This window comes from Dolichospermum sp. UHCC 0259 (genome assembly GCF_009711935.1).
Classification (GTDB): Bacteria; Cyanobacteriota; Cyanobacteriia; order Cyanobacteriales; family Nostocaceae; genus Dolichospermum.
Genome location: NZ_VIKX01000166.1, coordinates 1 through 16,935, shown reverse-complemented (window position 1 = coordinate 16,935; position 16,935 = coordinate 1). Strand labels below are relative to the sequence as shown.

The 16,935-nt window shown below is 39.8% G+C and carries 15 protein-coding genes; 8 read left to right on the top strand and 7 right to left on the bottom strand.

Going from position 1 to position 16,935, the window contains the following annotated elements; all coding sequences use genetic code 11:
* Nucleotides 1-11 precede the first annotated feature (11 nt).
* Nucleotides 12-515: a gamma carbonic anhydrase family protein gene (locus tag FJR05_RS12875; RefSeq protein WP_168644479.1), complete on the bottom strand. Its 504-nt coding sequence runs from the start codon at nt 513-515 to the stop codon at nt 12-14.
* Nucleotides 516-754: 239 nt separating this feature from the next.
* Between FJR05_RS12875 and FJR05_RS12870 the strand changes: the two genes are divergently transcribed.
* From FJR05_RS12870 to map, 6 genes are all read left to right on the top strand, one after another.
* Nucleotides 755-1,270 (top strand): TIGR02652 family protein, encoded by a 516-nt coding sequence (locus tag FJR05_RS12870; protein ID WP_168644478.1) that lies wholly within the window; start codon nt 755-757, stop codon nt 1,268-1,270.
* A gap of 164 nt (nt 1,271-1,434) precedes the next feature.
* Nucleotides 1,435-1,857, top strand: coding sequence for a VOC family protein (locus tag FJR05_RS12865; RefSeq protein ID WP_168644477.1), 423 nt, complete (start codon nt 1,435-1,437; stop codon nt 1,855-1,857).
* Between the two features lie 292 nt (nt 1,858-2,149).
* The gene (locus tag FJR05_RS12860; protein WP_168644476.1) at nt 2,150-5,005 is read left to right on the top strand and encodes a pitrilysin family protein; all 2,856 of its coding nucleotides are present in this window, start codon (nt 2,150-2,152) and stop codon (nt 5,003-5,005) included.
* A 9-nt stretch (nt 5,006-5,014) separates the two neighbouring features.
* Nucleotides 5,015-5,152: a hypothetical protein gene (locus FJR05_RS12855; RefSeq protein WP_168644475.1), complete on the top strand. Its 138-nt coding sequence runs from the start codon at nt 5,015-5,017 to the stop codon at nt 5,150-5,152.
* Nucleotides 5,153-5,235: 83 nt separating this feature from the next.
* Entirely contained in the window at nt 5,236-5,634 is a 399-nt protein-coding gene (locus FJR05_RS12850; protein ID WP_371416886.1) for a sulfocyanin-like copper-binding protein, read from the top strand.
* A 116-nt stretch (nt 5,635-5,750) separates the two neighbouring features.
* The gene (gene map, locus FJR05_RS12845) at nt 5,751-6,578 is read left to right on the top strand and encodes a type I methionyl aminopeptidase (protein WP_039200540.1); all 828 of its coding nucleotides are present in this window, start codon (nt 5,751-5,753) and stop codon (nt 6,576-6,578) included.
* 44 nt (nt 6,579-6,622) lie between these two features.
* On the opposite strand, the gene FJR05_RS12840 is transcribed toward map, so the two are convergent.
* Together FJR05_RS12840 and cax are read right to left on the bottom strand one after the other, a co-directional pair.
* A complete protein-coding gene (locus tag FJR05_RS12840) occupies nt 6,623-7,180 on the bottom strand; it encodes a peptidoglycan-binding protein (RefSeq protein WP_168644473.1) in 558 nt (185 codons plus the stop codon).
* Between the two features lie 354 nt (nt 7,181-7,534).
* A complete protein-coding gene (gene cax, locus FJR05_RS12835; protein ID WP_168644472.1) occupies nt 7,535-8,614 on the bottom strand; it encodes a calcium/proton exchanger in 1,080 nt (359 codons plus the stop codon).
* A gap of 282 nt (nt 8,615-8,896) precedes the next feature.
* Between cax and FJR05_RS12830 the strand changes: the two genes are divergently transcribed.
* Nucleotides 8,897-11,542 carry a DUF3536 domain-containing protein gene (locus FJR05_RS12830; protein WP_168644471.1) on the top strand — a complete coding sequence of 882 codons (2,646 nt, stop codon included), beginning with the start codon at nt 8,897-8,899 and terminating at the stop codon, nt 11,540-11,542.
* Nucleotides 11,543-11,848: 306 nt separating this feature from the next.
* Here the strand turns inward: FJR05_RS12830 and FJR05_RS12825 are convergent, their stop codons facing one another.
* From FJR05_RS12825 to recO, 4 genes are all read right to left on the bottom strand, one after another.
* Nucleotides 11,849-12,091, bottom strand: a complete 243-nt coding sequence (locus tag FJR05_RS12825; protein ID WP_254446928.1) for a hypothetical protein — start codon at nt 12,089-12,091, stop codon at nt 11,849-11,851.
* A 37-nt stretch (nt 12,092-12,128) separates the two neighbouring features.
* Nucleotides 12,129-13,277 carry a glycosyltransferase family 4 protein gene (locus FJR05_RS12820; protein WP_168644470.1) on the bottom strand — a complete coding sequence of 383 codons (1,149 nt, stop codon included), beginning with the start codon at nt 13,275-13,277 and terminating at the stop codon, nt 12,129-12,131.
* A 290-nt stretch (nt 13,278-13,567) separates the two neighbouring features.
* Nucleotides 13,568-15,175, bottom strand: coding sequence for an MFS transporter (locus FJR05_RS12815; RefSeq protein ID WP_168644469.1), 1,608 nt, complete (start codon nt 15,173-15,175; stop codon nt 13,568-13,570).
* Nucleotides 15,159-16,088 (bottom strand): DNA repair protein RecO, encoded by a 930-nt coding sequence (gene recO, locus FJR05_RS12810; RefSeq protein WP_168644468.1) that lies wholly within the window; start codon nt 16,086-16,088, stop codon nt 15,159-15,161. The genes FJR05_RS12815 and recO overlap by 17 nt, the downstream gene beginning before the upstream one ends.
* 111 nt (nt 16,089-16,199) lie before the next feature.
* Between recO and FJR05_RS12805 the strand changes: the two genes are divergently transcribed.
* On the top strand, nt 16,200-16,538 hold the full coding sequence (locus FJR05_RS12805; protein ID WP_168644467.1) for a transporter: 339 nt from the start codon (nt 16,200-16,202) through the stop codon (nt 16,536-16,538).
* Nucleotides 16,539-16,935 lie beyond the last annotated feature (397 nt).

The following is a 16,935-nucleotide window of genomic DNA, read 5'->3' as shown; positions in this document are numbered from 1 at the left end:
CCTGCCTCTTCCTACCCATTAGCAGCATGAAGGAGGGCTAATTGGTGGTATTTTTCGGCGTGTTCGATGAGTTCGGTGATTTCGGTGTCTGAGAGTTGACGGACTACTTTACCGGGGACACCCATGACCAAAGAACCGGGGGGAACGTTTTTAGTGACTACTGCACCTGCACCGATAATGCTGCCTGTGCCGACTCTTACACCATTTAAGACTATTGCCCCAATACCAATTAAACAACCACGCTCAATGTGAGCAGAATGTACCACAGCGCGATGACCGACAGTGACATTATCTTCTAAGATTGTGGGGACACCAGGATCACCATGAAGAATTGCCCCGTCTTGAATATTTGTACATTCGCCAACTTCAATCCGTTCTACATCACCTCTAACCACAGATCCATACCAAACGCTGGCTTTGGCTGCTATGGTTACAGAACCAATAATCACGGCGTTGGCTGCCACAAAAGCAGCTTGAGAAAATTCTGGAGATTTCCAGCCAGAAGAGATAGACACGATAGAATATGGATATGGTACCCAGGAACACTGGAGAAACTCCAACCTTTAGGGCTGGTTGCAAAACCAGAATATCACGATGTTGACCTTCTATCGTTAGGCGGTTGTGAAACTTGTTCTCAAGCACTATCTTCATTTTATGTAGCATTGAGCAAGTTATCTAAAGTAGTGGAACAGGAGTGTAAAGTTAAACCTACTGGTGCTGGCAAAAAACACAATATTATGTTTATACGCACTTCATGATAAATCCAGGCTTTCAGTACCCGATATTTGGCCCCGAAATACAGTGTCCTCACTGTCGCCAAACTATTTCGGCCTTGACATTGACGGATACTTATTTGTGTCCTCGTCATGGCGCATTTGAAGCTGAACCCAAAACTGGGGAGTTGGTTCATTTACAGTCTGGCCGTCATTGGCGCAGATGGGATGGAGAATGGTATCGTCAACATACCCATCCTGATGGGATTCGGTTTGAAATTCATGAAGCTTTAGATAAGCTTTATACTCAAGGTTATCGGGCTACGAGGATAGTTGTTGCTAACCGTTATCAGGAGTTGATGAGTGGCTATTTAGAACGGAGTACACCTTGGCGTTCTGGACAAGGGGAAGTTGCTACGGGGGCGCGATTATATGGCTTACCTGTAGAGTTTAGCCCCGATTCCGTTGCTGAACCTTGCTGGGAAGTAATTAACTTTGATTTGGATAAAGAACCTGGTGTGCCGGTGCGTTATCCATATTTTCGGTTGTTTGAGTAATGGTCAGTGGTCAGTGGTCATTAGTCAGTGGTCAGTAGTCAGTGGTCAGTGGTCAGTGGTAATAAAGAAGTAACGACCAACAACGGACAACGGACAACGGACAAAGAACAACTGACAACTGACTACTGACAAAGGACAAAGGACAAAGGACAACTGACAAAATTATGCACCATGCTTCTATTAGAACGGCAAATATCCATTTAGCGATCGCTTTTTATGAGCAGCTAGGGTTTACGGTATGCGATCGCTTCACTACCGGTTATACTCTAGCTTGCTGGATGGAAGGTTTAGGTGGGAGAATTGAACTCATCCAAATTCCCCAACCCAAACCAGCCCCAGATGCTTTTGATGATGAACATTATGTCGGCTATTATCATCTTTCTTTTGATGTGACACAGATCACACCAGATTTATCAATTTGGTTAGAAAGTTTAAAAACACAGTTAGCGGCAATAGAAAATTTACCCCCTCTGAAAATTCTTTTAGAACCTACACAGCAGCAAATTGGTGATAAAATCTTGGAAGTTGCGTTTATCGCCGATTTTGACGGATTACCTCTGGAATTTATACGGTTTTTGAGTAAATAGGCTGTAAATTACAGCAACACTTCATTAACAAAAAACTCAATCGCTTCAATTCTCAGATATGGGATATTGTCATCAATTGTGTGAAAGCTAGATTAAGCAAGTCCTGTATTTAACTTCAAAAAGAGTGTGTTTTTAGATACCAAAATTATCAATTTTCATGCCTTTTGACCGATACAATTTTCTTCCTTTATAGCTACATTTTTAGTTTCCATGAGGTATAGAAACATTTGCCCAATTTTTTCAGTCAATCAATATATGTAACTTAAATTACATATAGCTATTCGCCAAAGATATGTCTTTTTTCTCTATCGCACAACGACATCGCTTTTCTTTAGTGATCTTGAGTATCTGGGTAATAGCAGCTTTTGTGTTCAATCAAGATGCTGCTTTGAGCGGAGAAAAGGCGGATTTTTCTCCCCGTTTCCACAATTTTGATCCAGAAAAATCTCATAAAACACTAGTCGCTAAGGAAACACCAAATCTCGCTATTACAGCAAATGTTCGGAAAACAGTTCTTGATAATGGATTAACTGTTCTCACTAAGGAGGTTCATAATGCTCCTGTGGTGACAGTGCAGGTATGGTACAAGTTTGGCTCAGGTCAAGAAGCATCTGGGGTAAATGGTATCGCTCATCAATTAGAACATTTGATGTTTAAAGGTACTAGCAATCGTCCTATTCAATTTGGGCGATTATTTAGTGCTTTAGGCAGTGATTCTAATGCTTTTACCAGTTATGACCAAACCGCATATTACAACACGGCAGAACGGGATAAACTCACCGCTCTGTTGACGTTAGAAGCTGATAGGATGAAAAACTCGCTGATAGATCCTCAACAGTTAGCTAGTGAGAAGCGAGTGGTTATTTCTGAATTACAAGGTTATGAAAATAGCCCAGAATATCGTCTTAATCGCGCTGTGATGATGTCGGTTTTTCCCGATCATCCTTATAGATTACCGATTGGTGGCACTAAGGCGGATGTGGAAAAATTCACAGTTGAACAGGTAAGGGAATATTACCAAAAATTCTATAGTCCTGATAATGCTGTTTTGGTAATTGCGGGAGATTTTGATACCGCACAAACTTTGAAGAATGTACAAACTGTTTTTGGTGAAATTCCTAAACGTCAATATTCACCCCATAAGCTTATAATTCCATCCCCAGCCGCTACTCCTGCACCTGTGATTAAATTGCAAGAACCAGGGGGAAATCCATTACTCCAAATAATTTACCCACTTCCTCCAATTAATCAACCTGATATCCCCGCGTTAGAAGTCATGGATTATATTTTGACTGCGGGTAAAAATTCTTACTTATATCAGGAGTTGGTTGAATCAGGTTTAGCTAATGATGTTTCGGCAAATGTTGCTAGTTTACGCGCGGGTGGTTGGTATGAAATATTGGTTACATCTGCGGGAACGCAGGATTTAACTAAGCTTGATGCAGCGGTAATCAAGGCTTTGGATAAACTTGCTAAAGCTGGTGTGACAAAGGAACAGGTAGAGCGAGCCAAAACTCAATTAACGGCTTCAGTCATTTTAAATAACCGTGATATTACCAGTCAAGCGATGCAGTTGGGTAATGATCAAATCACGACTGATAATTACCAATATACAGAAAATCACTTGATAAATATTCGTAAGGTTCAAGTTACTGATGTGATTAATGTCATCAATAAATACTTACAGCCAGAAGCGCGGAAAGTGGGATTTTTTGAACCTACTAAACAAGTAGCAACAGTTCGTGTTTCGACTTCGCTCAACAACCAAAGTTTATCTTATTCAACACCAACACAAGAGAATTTTGGTAATGATGTGGCCGTAGTTCCTGCGGAGGTTCAGCAATATTTACCACCTTTAGATATATTACCCAAAGCTGAGAAAAGACAAATACCTCAGCAATTACAATTTGCTAATGGGTTACGCATATTACTGTTACCAGATAAAACTACGCCAACAGTGACTTTAAGCGGCAATATTAAAGCGGGAACAGAATTTGAGTCCGATAATCAGGGAGGATTAGCTTCTTTAGTGGCAGCAAATCTGATGAATGGCACGAAAAATCAAGATATGCGGACTATTGCCAAAGGATTAGAGGCAAAGGGCGCAAATTTGAATTTTGAAGCTTATCGTGAAGGTGTGCGGATTAAAGGTAGTAGTTTAGCGGTAGATTTACCCGTTTTGCTGGGAACTTTGACGGATGTAATTAGAAATAGTACATTTCCTGAAAAAGAGTTTGCCCTGGCGCGTCAACAAGCTTTAACTTCCTTAGATTCAGATTTAGATGATCCTGATAAGGTTGCCAGTCGGATCTTTGTGCAGTCTATTTATCCGAAAAAACATCCATTACATACCTTCCCCACAGCGGAGAGTATTGGCAAAATTCAACGTCAAGATGTGATGGCTTTTAAAGCGCAACATTATCGCCCTGATACTACAGTTTTAGCCATTGTCGGTGATTTTGATGTTAACAAAGTGCGATCGCTCATTCAAGCTAAATTAGGAGATTGGCAAGTTAAAGGCAAACCACCAACGGTAAAATATCCCAGTGTGGGAATGCCGAAAAATGTCATTAAAGTTAACCCTGTTGTTCCTGGTAAACCCCAAGCGATAACTTATATGGGTTATACCGGAATTAGCCGTCAAGATAGACGATTTTATGCAGCGATGATCTTGAATCAAATCCTCGGAGGTGATACATTATCCAGTAGACTGGGGGCAGAAGTGCGCGATCGCCAAGGTTTAACCTACGGAATTTATAGCAATTTCATCACAGGTAAAAATGTTGGTACATTTCTGATTGAAATGCAAACCAGTCCAGAAGACGCACCCAAAGCAATTTCCAGTACCCGCAAACTTCTAAAACAAGTTCATCAACAAGGTGTTACCCCCCAAGAAGTAGAAACAGCCAAACGCAATTTAATCAGCAACTATAATATTTCCTTAGCCAATCCCGAACAACTAAGCCAAAAAATGGTCATGAATGAAGTTTACGGCTTAAATCAGGTAGAATTGCGATCGTTTATCAGCAAAATAGAGCAAGTCAACCTCAATCAAGTCAATCAAGCTGCGCGTGAATTACTTCATCCTGATAAAATTGTGGTTGTCACAGCAGGTCCACCAATTCTTGCCCATAAAAAGATTAAATGAATCTTAGTCATGGATAATACAGCAGGAGTCAGGAGTCAGGAGTCAGGAGTAAAACTGGCTTTTTGTATGGGTCTCAATTTAGATTTTGTACCTCCTAACTACGTAATCTGCCGCAAGAATAGATGTGATTTGCAAATATCTATTTAGCCATGAGTAACTTCTTAATTAAGGTCTACTACAATCTACCTCGCATCATCTGTCTATTTTCCCTGCTAATCAGTCTGGTAATCATGGGTGTATCTCCAGCAACAGCAGAAAACCTATCTAATAATTTACTAAAACAACCAGCTATAGAAATTACAGTTAGCTTGGGTAATTCTAGTAACGAATTAAAATTTGAGCCAAATCATTTAGAATTTATCCCCGGCAACCGCTACAATCTCAAATTAAATAATCCTAGCTCACAAAAACATTATTTTACAGCCAAAGACTTTGCCGATGCTATTTGGACACAAAAAGTCGAAGCTGGAAATGTCGAAATTAAAGGTAATATTCACGAATTAGAACTTAAACCCGGTGCAGCAGCAGAATGGGTATTTGTACCTATGAAACCAGGCAAATACATTTTACGATGTACTATTGCTGGACACACAGAAGCCGGAATGACAGGAGAAATTGTGATTAGGTGATCATCTATCCCTAGAAGCGTAAAATACGTTAACTTAAAATATAGATATTTTTGGCAATAAATCTCAACAACTTCACACCTAATCGGTAAAGCGCCGCTAACTCCTAAAACTTCATGATGAATATTTTTACCAACCTACTTTCCCAACCAGCACAGCCAAAACCTGAAAAACAACAACGCCGAGGGATTGAAATTAAATCAGCCCGTGAAATCGAAATTATGCGGCAATCAGCGAAGATTGTGGCAACTGTTCTTAAAGAAATTTCTGAGCTAGTGCAACCAGGAATGACAACGGCTGATTTAGACGCTTATGCCGAAAAACGTATCCGCGAAATGGATGCCACTCCCAGCTTTAAAGGGTATCACGGCTTCCCCGCCTCGATTTGTTCTAGTATTAATCATGAAGTTGTACATGGAATTCCTAGCCCTAAAAAGGTAATTCGGGCAGGAGATGTATTAAAAGTTGATACAGGTGCTTTTTATCAAGGCTTTCACGGTGATTCCTGCATTACTATCGCTGTGGGTAATGTGACAACTGAAGCCGCAAGACTAATTAAAATAGCGGAAGAATCTTTATATAAAGGGATTGAACAGGTAAAAGCTGGTGTCCATTTGACGGAGATTGCCGGTGCAATTGAAGATCATGTCAAAGCCAATGGGTTTACAGTGGTGGAACAATTTACTGGTCATGGCGTAGGTAGAAATTTACACGAAGAACCAGCGGTATTTAATTATCGAACTCGTGAGATACCAAATGTGAAATTGCGCTCAGGGATGACTTTAGCAATTGAACCAATTTTAAATGCTGGTTCTAAGAATACCCGAATTTTAGCTGATAGATGGACTGCGGTAACAGTTGATAATGCTTTATCTGCTCAGTTTGAACATACTGTATTAGTAACAGATAGTGGGTATGAAATATTGACTGATAGAACTCATCTTTAACTATGATTCTTGTGATTTAGATGATTTATATGACTAATTACCAATTACATTGTTAATTCCCACCAAGTTTTTTGACCAACTATACCATCTGTTGATAAACGGCGACGATTTTGGAAAGCTTTGACAGCAGTTTCGGTAACTGGTCCAAAAACTCCATCAATAGTTATTCCATAACCGTTAGCAATTAAAAGTTTTTGTAAAGCTCTCACAGATATACCTGAACTACCAAAACTAATCACCGGCATGGGTTGGTTCTGGGTTCTAGGATATCTTGTGGATACAGGAATACCTCTTCTTTTTGTTATGGGGATATTGCCGGCATCAGCTATTTCAAAAGAACTAACTGACATCTGTTTTTGGGTTATTTGCTCAAAGATTTTCTGCCTTCGGAATGAGAGGATTGAAAGATGATTTAGGGAAATTATACCTGTGTGAGTAAATTCAGGTGGTATAATTTGAGGGTAAACAGCTAATTTATTTGATTGATGATTTGTTAAACCCAGACTATTTTCTATGGGAAAGATTTTCTGTGAGGGAAAATGGGGTATATTTAGTGGTTTTTGATTCAATACACCCATGATTAACAGTCCGATTTCAGTCATTTTATTTTATCACTGTGCTTATTTATAAAGTAGTAAATAGTAAGAGAAGAGTAGAGGCAATATAGAATGGTACTGAGTTATTGAGAAAATTAAATATAGAACTAATATTTGATTTTTGACTCTTAACTTTTGACTTCCCCCTGGCGGTTTATATCGAAAGAATGATCTGATTTGAGACTATAATTATTATGAATTTTATTCATCTGTCTTAAGGGAGTTAAAATTATCAAAAAAATATTTAGGGCTGGGTAAAGGATAAAAAATCCCAATTGATGAGATTGGGAATATCAAATCTTGAATAAATTTGTTGCGGTATTTGTCAGCACGGTGGCATGGTGTAATTAACTCATACCATTAAGTAACTGGATGGAAGTAGAAGGCAAAACCCAAGACAATATAAGCTGCTAGAAGTAATGTTCCTTCTAACCAATTGGATTTACCATCAGAACTAATGCTATTAGCAATTAAAACTGATACAGCAACAGCTACTAATTCAAAGGGGTTAAAATCTAAATCCATTGGTTGTCCAACTATCCAACCGGCAATTACTAAAACTGGGGCAACAAACAGGGCAATTTGCATACTTGAACCTACTGCCACAGACATAGCCAGATCCATTTTATTTTTCATGGCTACGGTGACTGCGGTGGCGTGTTCAGCAGCGTTACCGATAATGGGAACTAAAATTACCCCGGTAAATAGTGCGCTCAAACCTAGTTTGGATGTAGCGACTTCTAAGGAGTCAACTAGCAATTCTGACTCCCAGGCAACTAACAGGGTACAAACTAAAAGTACACCACTCCATAACCAGACATTTGGTTTTTCGTGGGTAACTTCGTCTTCTTCTGTTTCTGCTACACCAACTTCATACAAATAAGCATGAGTTTTCATGGAAAATAGTAGTGTTAAGCCGTAAACCAAAATTAAGACGATGGCTACAGCTAGGGAGAGATTCTGCACGGTTGCTTCGCTAATACCTATGGAGGTATAGTTCATTGCTGTTGGTAGCAAAATAGCAATTACCGCTAAGTTCATGGAGGAAGCATTTACTCGCGCTACAACAGACTCAAATGTTTGCTCTTTGTAGCGGATTCCTCCTAATAGCATGGATAAGCCCATGACTAGGAGTAAGTTACTGATAATTGAACCTGTGATACTGGCTTTAACGACATCTATTAAACCCGCGTTGAGGGCAACTAAGGCAATAATCAGTTCTGTGGCATTGCCAAAAGTCGCGTTTAAAAATCCGCCTATTCCTGGACCGACGACTACGGTGATTTCTTCGGTAGCTGTACCCATCCACGCGGCTAGGGGGAGAATCGCTAATGCTGCGGTGATGAAAACTATTAGGTCTCCCCATTCTAAAAAGTGGGCTGCTAGGGATATGGGTATAAATAGGAGCAGAATGGTGAAAATAATGTTCTTGATTGACATTTTTACCTTGAGTTTAGGGGATTTTTACACAATGTCTAAAATATCATTGTCAGTGGTCAGTGGTCAGTTGTCATTGGTCAGTTGTCATTGGGTAATTTTATTCTTCTTCCTTATTATTCTTTCTCCTGACTCCTGACTCCTGACTCCTAACTCCTAACTCCTAACTCCTAACTCCTAACTCGGTGACTCCTGACTCCTATTCCTCACAGTGACAACAATTGTATAAAGGTAGATATAGTAGGAATATTCCTCAAAATTACACATTTATTTGGATAAAAATATATGACTTTGGCAGCGGAAATACCAAGTAGTTATGACTCAATATTACCATTAGATCAAGAGGCTAAATCCAGTCCTGAACATGATCCCCTGAAAACTGCTCAGGGTGTTTATGTGACGGTTCATGGTCATTTTTATCAACCTCCTAGAGAAAATCCTTATCTTGATGCGATTGAACGTCAACCTAGCGCTAGTCCTTTTCATGACTGGAATGAGCGGATTCATTGGGAATGCTATCGTCCTAATGCTTTCGCTAGGGTCTTAAATGACCGAGGCGAGGTTGTGAAGATTGTGAATAATTATGAATATATGAGTTTTAATATCGGTCCAACGCTGATGTCGTGGTTAGAACGCCACGATGGGTCGGTTTATCAGCGGATTTTGGAGGCTGATGCTAAAAGCTGCGATCGCCTCAATGGTCATGGCAATGCGATCGCTCAAGTTTATAATCACATTATCCTGCCTCTGGCCAATGAACGGGATAAACATACACAAATTCGCTGGGGTAAGGAAGATTTCCGTTCTCGTTTTGGTCGTGATCCTGAAGGAATGTGGTTGGCGGAAACAGCCGTAGATTATGCCACCTTAGAGGCATTGGTAGCTGAAGACATTAAATTTATCATTTTAGCCCCTTCTCAAGCCCAGCGTTGTCGTCCAATCCCCACAGGAGATGATTCTGGTGGTCAATGGCATGAGGTGGGAGGTAATCAAATTGATCCAACTCGTCCTTATCGTTGTTATTTGGATAGCGATGAGTCTGATAAAAAAGACTACATTGATATCTTTTTCTATGATGGTCCAATTTCGCGGGATATGGGTTTTAGTGATGTTGTTTACAATTCCCATCATTTTGCGGGACGGATTGGTGCAGCTATTCGTGGAGATCATCGTCAGTCCCAATTAATTTCTGTGGCTACAGATGGAGAAACCTTTGGACATCACAAAAAGGGAACAGAGAAGACTTTAGCCTATGCCTTTATTGGTGAGTTTCCCCGTCATGGTTGGACTGTCACCAATTTTGCCCATTATTTAAGTTTAAATCCTCCCTCTTGGGAAGTAAAATTAAAGTCGGTGACGGCTTGGAGTTGCGCTCACGGTGTGGATAGATGGCAAGATGATTGTGGTTGTGGTGGTGAAGGGGGTGTGTGGCATCAAAAATGGCGACGACCGTTACGTAATGCGTTAAATTGGCTGCGGGATCAGTTAATTGATGTCTATGAGGAATATGGGAATACGTTGTTTCGTGATCCTTGGCAAGCGAGGGACGAATATATTCATGTTATGGGCGATCGCTCTCCCGCTAATATTCACCGATTTCTATCTCACCATCAAACTCGCAAACTCCAAGCTGCTGAACAGGTAGAAGCTTTACGCTTGTTGGAAATGCAGCGGCACTCTTTACTGATGTTCACCAGTTGCGGCTGGTTTTTCGAGGAAATTTCCCGTCCAGAGGGAACACAGATTTTGCGCTATGCCTCTCGCGCTTTAGAATTAGCAGGAGATGTGGCAGGTGTACAATTAGAAAAAGGTTTTCTTAAACGTTTAGGTTTAGCTCCTAGTAATGTGGAAGAGTTTAAACATGGGGCGGAAATATATCGTCAATTGGTGCTAACTGCCCAAATTGGCTTTAAAGAAGTTGCTGCCCATTATGCCATTACTTCCCTCTTTAATCATCACAAAAATACTGTTCCTCAACAACAAAGCGATGAACATCCCCATAGTCATCATCAGCGTGTTTATTGCTATAATGCCCATGAATTAGATTATCATAGGCAAAGCTTGGGTCCATTAACTATGGCGGTGGGGCATTTGCAGCTAGTGTCAGATATTACTTGGGAAAGTGAAAATTTAGTCTTTGCGGTTTTGCATTTGGGTGGTTGGGATTTTCATTGTTGTATTCAGCAGTTTGCCGGACGACGTAATTATAGTCAAATCAAGGAAAAGCTGTTTACGTCCCTACAACAGGCTAGTGTCGCTCATGTGATTTTGGTGATGACTCAATTATTTGGGGACGATACCTTTAGTTTACAGACTTTATTTGCGGAAGAACGTCACCGGATTATGCGGTTGTTGAGTCAGGATACACTGGCACGATTAGACCAGTTATATACTCAGGCATATCGTGATAATTACGGTGTGATTATGGCTTTTCATCGGGATGACTTGGAAGTACCACGAGAATTACAGGTAGCAGCGGAAATTGCTTTGGGGTATCGTTGTCTAACAACGTTGAAATCTTTGGAACAAGATATTACTGATTTGCAATTAAGCCGGAATCTTATGGGAGAATTGGAAGCGATCGCTACTGAAGCTAAACATCTGCGTTGTCAACTAAATATTCCCGATGGTAATCAAATTTTAGAACAATTAATAGTCCGGTTATTGTGGCAATTATTGTATGATGCCAATAGCAAGATAGATGCAGATATTCAACGTTTAGAACGATTAATTGATATTGGTCATGAATTACATCTGGGCATTAATTTAAACCATTCCCAAGAACTTTACTGGAGTTGTTTACACAGTCAAATCTTGCCACGAATTACCAGTATTGATAGTGAAGCGGAAACTATGCAATGTCGTCAATTACTGAAATTGGGACAAAAATTAGCTGTTGATGTCAGTCCTTATTTGGATAAGTTGCTGTAGATTTCCAAGGTGGGCAATGCCCACCAAAAAATCATTATTTGCTAAATTATTTTAATACTTTGTTGATTTCGCTTATGCACTAAAGATAGTTCTTCCTCGTCTGTTATATGATAACAAATTTTTAGGTCGGTGTCAATAGCTTCAGCAATTCTCATTTTGAAAAAATAAGGTCTGAATCACGGATTAGACGGATTGCGCTGATTTCACGGATTTTAGCAACTTTTATCATAGCAAATAACCTAATCCGCGTAATCTTTTAATCCGTATAATCCGTGATTCTCACTTTTGAATTTAAGGGTTTAAATGTCATGAAACCTTAAAATGAGAATTGCTGCAATAGCTTTGACTCATTTTACAGGGGTGATGAGGATCTTTATCCCAACGGAAAGGATTTTGAAAAATATATTTTCGGGCAAGTTCTAAAATTTTTTCATGGCGGATAATGCGATCATAATAATTGCGTTGCCATACACGCAGTCCAGGGGTATCATCAACTTGATTAATAATTTTCGTGGTTTGATATTTGTAATAAGCAACAACCTGTCCCACCGTCGTCTTCCGTAGGGGCGGGGTCTCCCCGCCCCTACTATATGCCCCAACTTAATGTTAATGGGCGCTGGGCGAGAACTTGGCTATAAAGTTCTTCTAATTGGGTGATATTACCATTTAGGGTATAGCGTTCCAATACTCGCTTTCTGGCTTTTTCTCCCAATAATGTGGTTAACTCTGGATGATCTTGGCATAGTGGTAAGAGGGTTTTTAACTGCGATCGCACACTGCTTGTATTAATCGCCACACCAGCACCCTTTTCTAAAACTTCCCCGTCAGCACCCACATCAGTAGCTAAACAAGCTACACCACAGGACATCGCTTCTAACAAAGATAAGGATAAACCCTCTACCAGTGAAGGTAAAATAAATACATCTGCCCCCCGTAAAATTTCGACGCGGCGATTTTCATCGGCGATAAATCCTAACCAGATGATGCCATGTTCTTGCCCATAAAATGACTCTAGAGAGGGTTTTAATGGACCATCACCGACAATCAATAATTTGCTATTAACTCCCATCTCTGACTGCTTCCAAGCCCGCAAGAGAGATTCGACGTTTTTCTCTTGGGCGATTCTTCCTTGATAAACAAACAAACGTTCAGCCCCAAATTCGGCTTTAACCTGAGAAACACCGGGAGAATACTTGACAGGATCTACACCATTAGGAATAACAGCAATCTTTTTTTCCCTCACACCCATACTTGATAATAATTCTCGCTGAATTTGGGAAAAGATAATTACGCCATCATAATGATCTAAAAAAGGAGCGTAAAGTTGATAAGCTAAAAGCTGGGTACTAGATATTAATTTTGCTCCCTTCCCTGCAAATGGAGTGTGGAAAGTGGCAATGAGGGGCAAATTTAACTCTTCGCAAATTTCTGGTAGAACAAAATCTAAAGTTGATAGAGTCAGAGAAGCGTGGACTATATCCGGTTTAATTTCCCGTAGCGAATCTTTCAAAACCTTAGTTGCTTTGAAAGAGGGAATTGTGTAAACCTGAGACTTGTAAATAAATGGTAAAGGAACTTCTTGAAAATTAGGCCAATTGTCAGTTGTCGCTTCTTCTTGGGCAAAGTGCAGAAAACTAACCTCATGTCCCCTGTCTAGTAATCCGTTGGTAATTTCTCGACTGTAGGTGACGTTACCGCAAAAGGGTGTTTTTTTTCCAATCCAAGCTATACGCATTCTTCGGTTATCTATAAAAAAAAGCGAGGGTAAAATATACTGTTTTTATTATGGAGTTGTTATAGCTGAATTTTTGGTATTCACAAAAACTCAGATATCTCTAACTTTAAAACCTAAATAATCTGGGCAATTAAACAATCAATAGCCTTATTGATAATGCTAATAATTTATAAAGTTTTTAACTTGATTACAAATTAATATGCTGATTATTTGGTTGATTCCCAGCAAGTATTTTGCATCTTGCTGGATTAAGTTTAGCACGAAACCCAATAGTTTGATGCAGTTTTTGGCTATTTGCCATCTGAGGACTCACCAGAATTATACCAAGTAAAGAGACCACCAACTAAGACGATCGCAGCTAAGGTAAAAAATACTGCTTTTAAGCCGATAAAAGTTTCCGCCACACCAGCTAAAGCCAAGGGGAGAGAAAGGGCAATATTAATCACGTTATTTTGCAGTCCAAATACCTTACCTCGCATATCTGGAGGTGTTTCGGTTTGGATTGCAGTTTGCATAGGGATACCCACCAAAGCCCCAAATATTCCCAACAAAGCTATAAACAGCAGCACGGGTAAAAGTTGCGTGGTGAACAGTGATAAACCAATTAAAGATCCTGCCATACCTAGACAACCCCAAAAACTCAGTTGTTTATAGGAAAAGCGTTGTCCAAATTGTCCGAGAATTGTTGCCCCAATCGTAATACCAACACCAGCAGATGCTAATAAAAAACCGAATTGAGAGGCTTTCATATTGGGAATAATTTCTGCCATACGAACTGCAAGAACGGTGAGGGCTGCAAAGACAGAAAATAAGATAATTAGTTGTAATAAAGCGTTGCGGATACGATGATTTTTTTGAAGGTAACGTAACCCGTCGCGCAAGTCGGAGAAAACATGAGGAAATTCTGTTTCCGGGGGATGGGGTTTTTCGTTAGTTCGCAGTAGAAATAATATTAACCCAGCGATCGCATAACTACCACCCACCAAAATTTCTTTACCCAATCCCCCACCACCACCTAACTGCGTCCACAGTCCATCTGCTAATGCCAAAACCGGTTCTCCTACCGCAAAACCCACAATCACCGAAGCCATCATTGTCGTTGTATAGAGAGAATTAGCCGAAAGCAAATCCTGTTCTTTCACTATTAAAGGAATAGCCGATTGTTCTGCCGGCGCAAAAAATTGTGTTAGGGTAGAAACCAAAAAAGTCACACCTAAAATAATCAGAAAACCCACCGGTAAAACACCCACAGGCCGCCAATCATGGGTTAACCATAACAGGGTAGGAATCAGTAAAACCAGAATACCACGCCAAATATTTGATGCTACCAAAACAACTTTTTTTGACCAACGATCTACAAATACCCCCGCTACAGAACCAAATAATACGGCAGGAATTGTAAACGCCATCATTAAAGCCGAAACCCAACCACTAATACTTTGATCACTAGCTTGAAACTGACTATTAATCAAAGCAATCATCAATACCAAATAAACCTTATCAGCTAATTGACAGAAAACTTGACCCGCCCAAAGGGCGAGAAAATTAGGGTTTTTTAATACAGGTAAAAACCCCGCCTGTTGATTATTTGCAGAATCCGTACCTCCAGAATCGGCATCTATTAATGGCAATGTTTCCGGCGTTAATTTACCATTCGATTCCGTACCTATTAATAATGGATCAGATTTGATTTCTGAGGCTGGAGAAATATCGGTTAATGGAATTTCTGCTGGACAATTCCCATCTTCAGAAACATCTTTGAGTGACATTTCTGGACTATGAATATGACTAAGTGTAGGAACAGCAGCAACATTATGATCTAATGCTTTATGCTTTTTTTTAGCGTCGCTAGGTGAGTGAGTTCGGCTTTTTTTATCTAAATCAGACGATTGCATCATGGTTGGCGGCAAAATAGGAGTCAATCAAAGTGGCAGAGCGAATAGGTTGTCCTAAATGATACTGAACATACTGGCGTAAAATTTGCTCAACAGCTAACCATCCAGAATAGTCGGCTACATCTATTTGTATTATCTCTGTTTCCGACAGATGTTGAAGCATAACCAGTTGTTTCCCATTTAACCGACGAGAAATAATTGGTAACTCCTGCTGGTGAAAAACTGTTTCGTAGCTAGGGTTAGAGCCTGAAAACTGGGAATGGGAAACATTTGTCTGACTTTTTTCCTCCATTTCCCTCTTTTCCCGTTTCTCCTGCTCTATTTCTGTTCGCAAGGTTTTCCAAGCGTCTAAACAAATTATGCCACCAGAAGGGATGCTAAATCCAACTTGCCAATGAGGATTTGTCCAGTCTGGGGTTAAAAGCCGTTGGCTTAAACAACAAGACTCTACTTGTGGTGTTAGTCCCGCTAAGGATAAAAGTTGAAACACACCCTGCACTAAATAAGCAACTACACAATTTAGTTCTGCTTTGGATATATCCTCTAGCCGTTGCAGATGCTCATTAAATAACTCATAAAGTTCTGTTTGCGGTTGTTCGCTTAACGCTTGACACAAAACTATTTCCGCTAAATACTGACTAGCCGCTAATTTACCCAAATCCTTAGATAAACCCGGATAAGTTTTGATAGTTTCTGCTTGAGTAATTCTATCGAGATTTCGTCCTTGGGAGATGAGTAATTCATTAATCACAAACATCCCCATTCTCCCTCCCAAGCTGGAGTTTTGTTTCCGCACTCCCGTCGCAACTGCCCGAATTAACCCAAATTCTTGAGTTAAAATTGTAACTATTTTATCAGATTCACCCAATGCTTGCGCCTTGAGATTAATACCAGTTGCTTTATAGGTTTTGCTCATTTCCCTGCTTTCAACCACCCTAATTTCAATGATACTCATTTAAGTAAAAAACTGGTATACTATATAAACATCCGATGCCAACAGCACTTAATTTCCAATTGTCCCAATCTTATGAACCAAACAGGTATAGCTGTTTTAGCCGTGATTGCTTTAAGCTCACTTGGTGTTATTGGTGATTACTTTCTGAAAGTTGCTAGTAACAATGAAATCTCATTAAAAACAAGTTGGTTTTTTATTGGGGCGCTTATTCTAGCTTCTACCGCTTTTGGATGGGTATATGTAATGAAACACATGAAACTAGCCACATTAGGCGTAGTTTATTCCGTTTCTACAGTTTTATTACTAGCATTTGTAGGTGTTATTTTTTTTCAGGAAACTCTAAATGCTTATGAAATTGGCGGGATTGTTCTAGCGATCGCCGCGCTAATTTTACTTTCAGCATTTTCCTAGTAGCCTGTTATAATAGGAGTCAGGAATAAAAACCTGTTGTGGGCGGAGTTTCATGATTAATTCATGCTATCACCCGAAAGTGAAGATACCCGAAACTAGGAGAAGCAGGAGGAAAATATAAGCCTTTTGTCTATCATTAATTAGGGTTTGCTGAATAAGTTTTTTCGTGATGATAGAGGGAATTTTTCTTATCCGTCAAACAAAAATACTTTCTTTTGTAAACCTCTCCTAGCCAGAACCTTGCACCTTATTGATGTACAATCTGTGATAACTTCTACCCTTTTTCAGCAAACCCTAATTGTCTTCATTAAAGTTAATTATTAAAGTTAATCTTGCTCATTAATTCATGTTCAATGACAATGAATTTCTGGCTCTTGCGCCTCTTTTATGGAGAAAA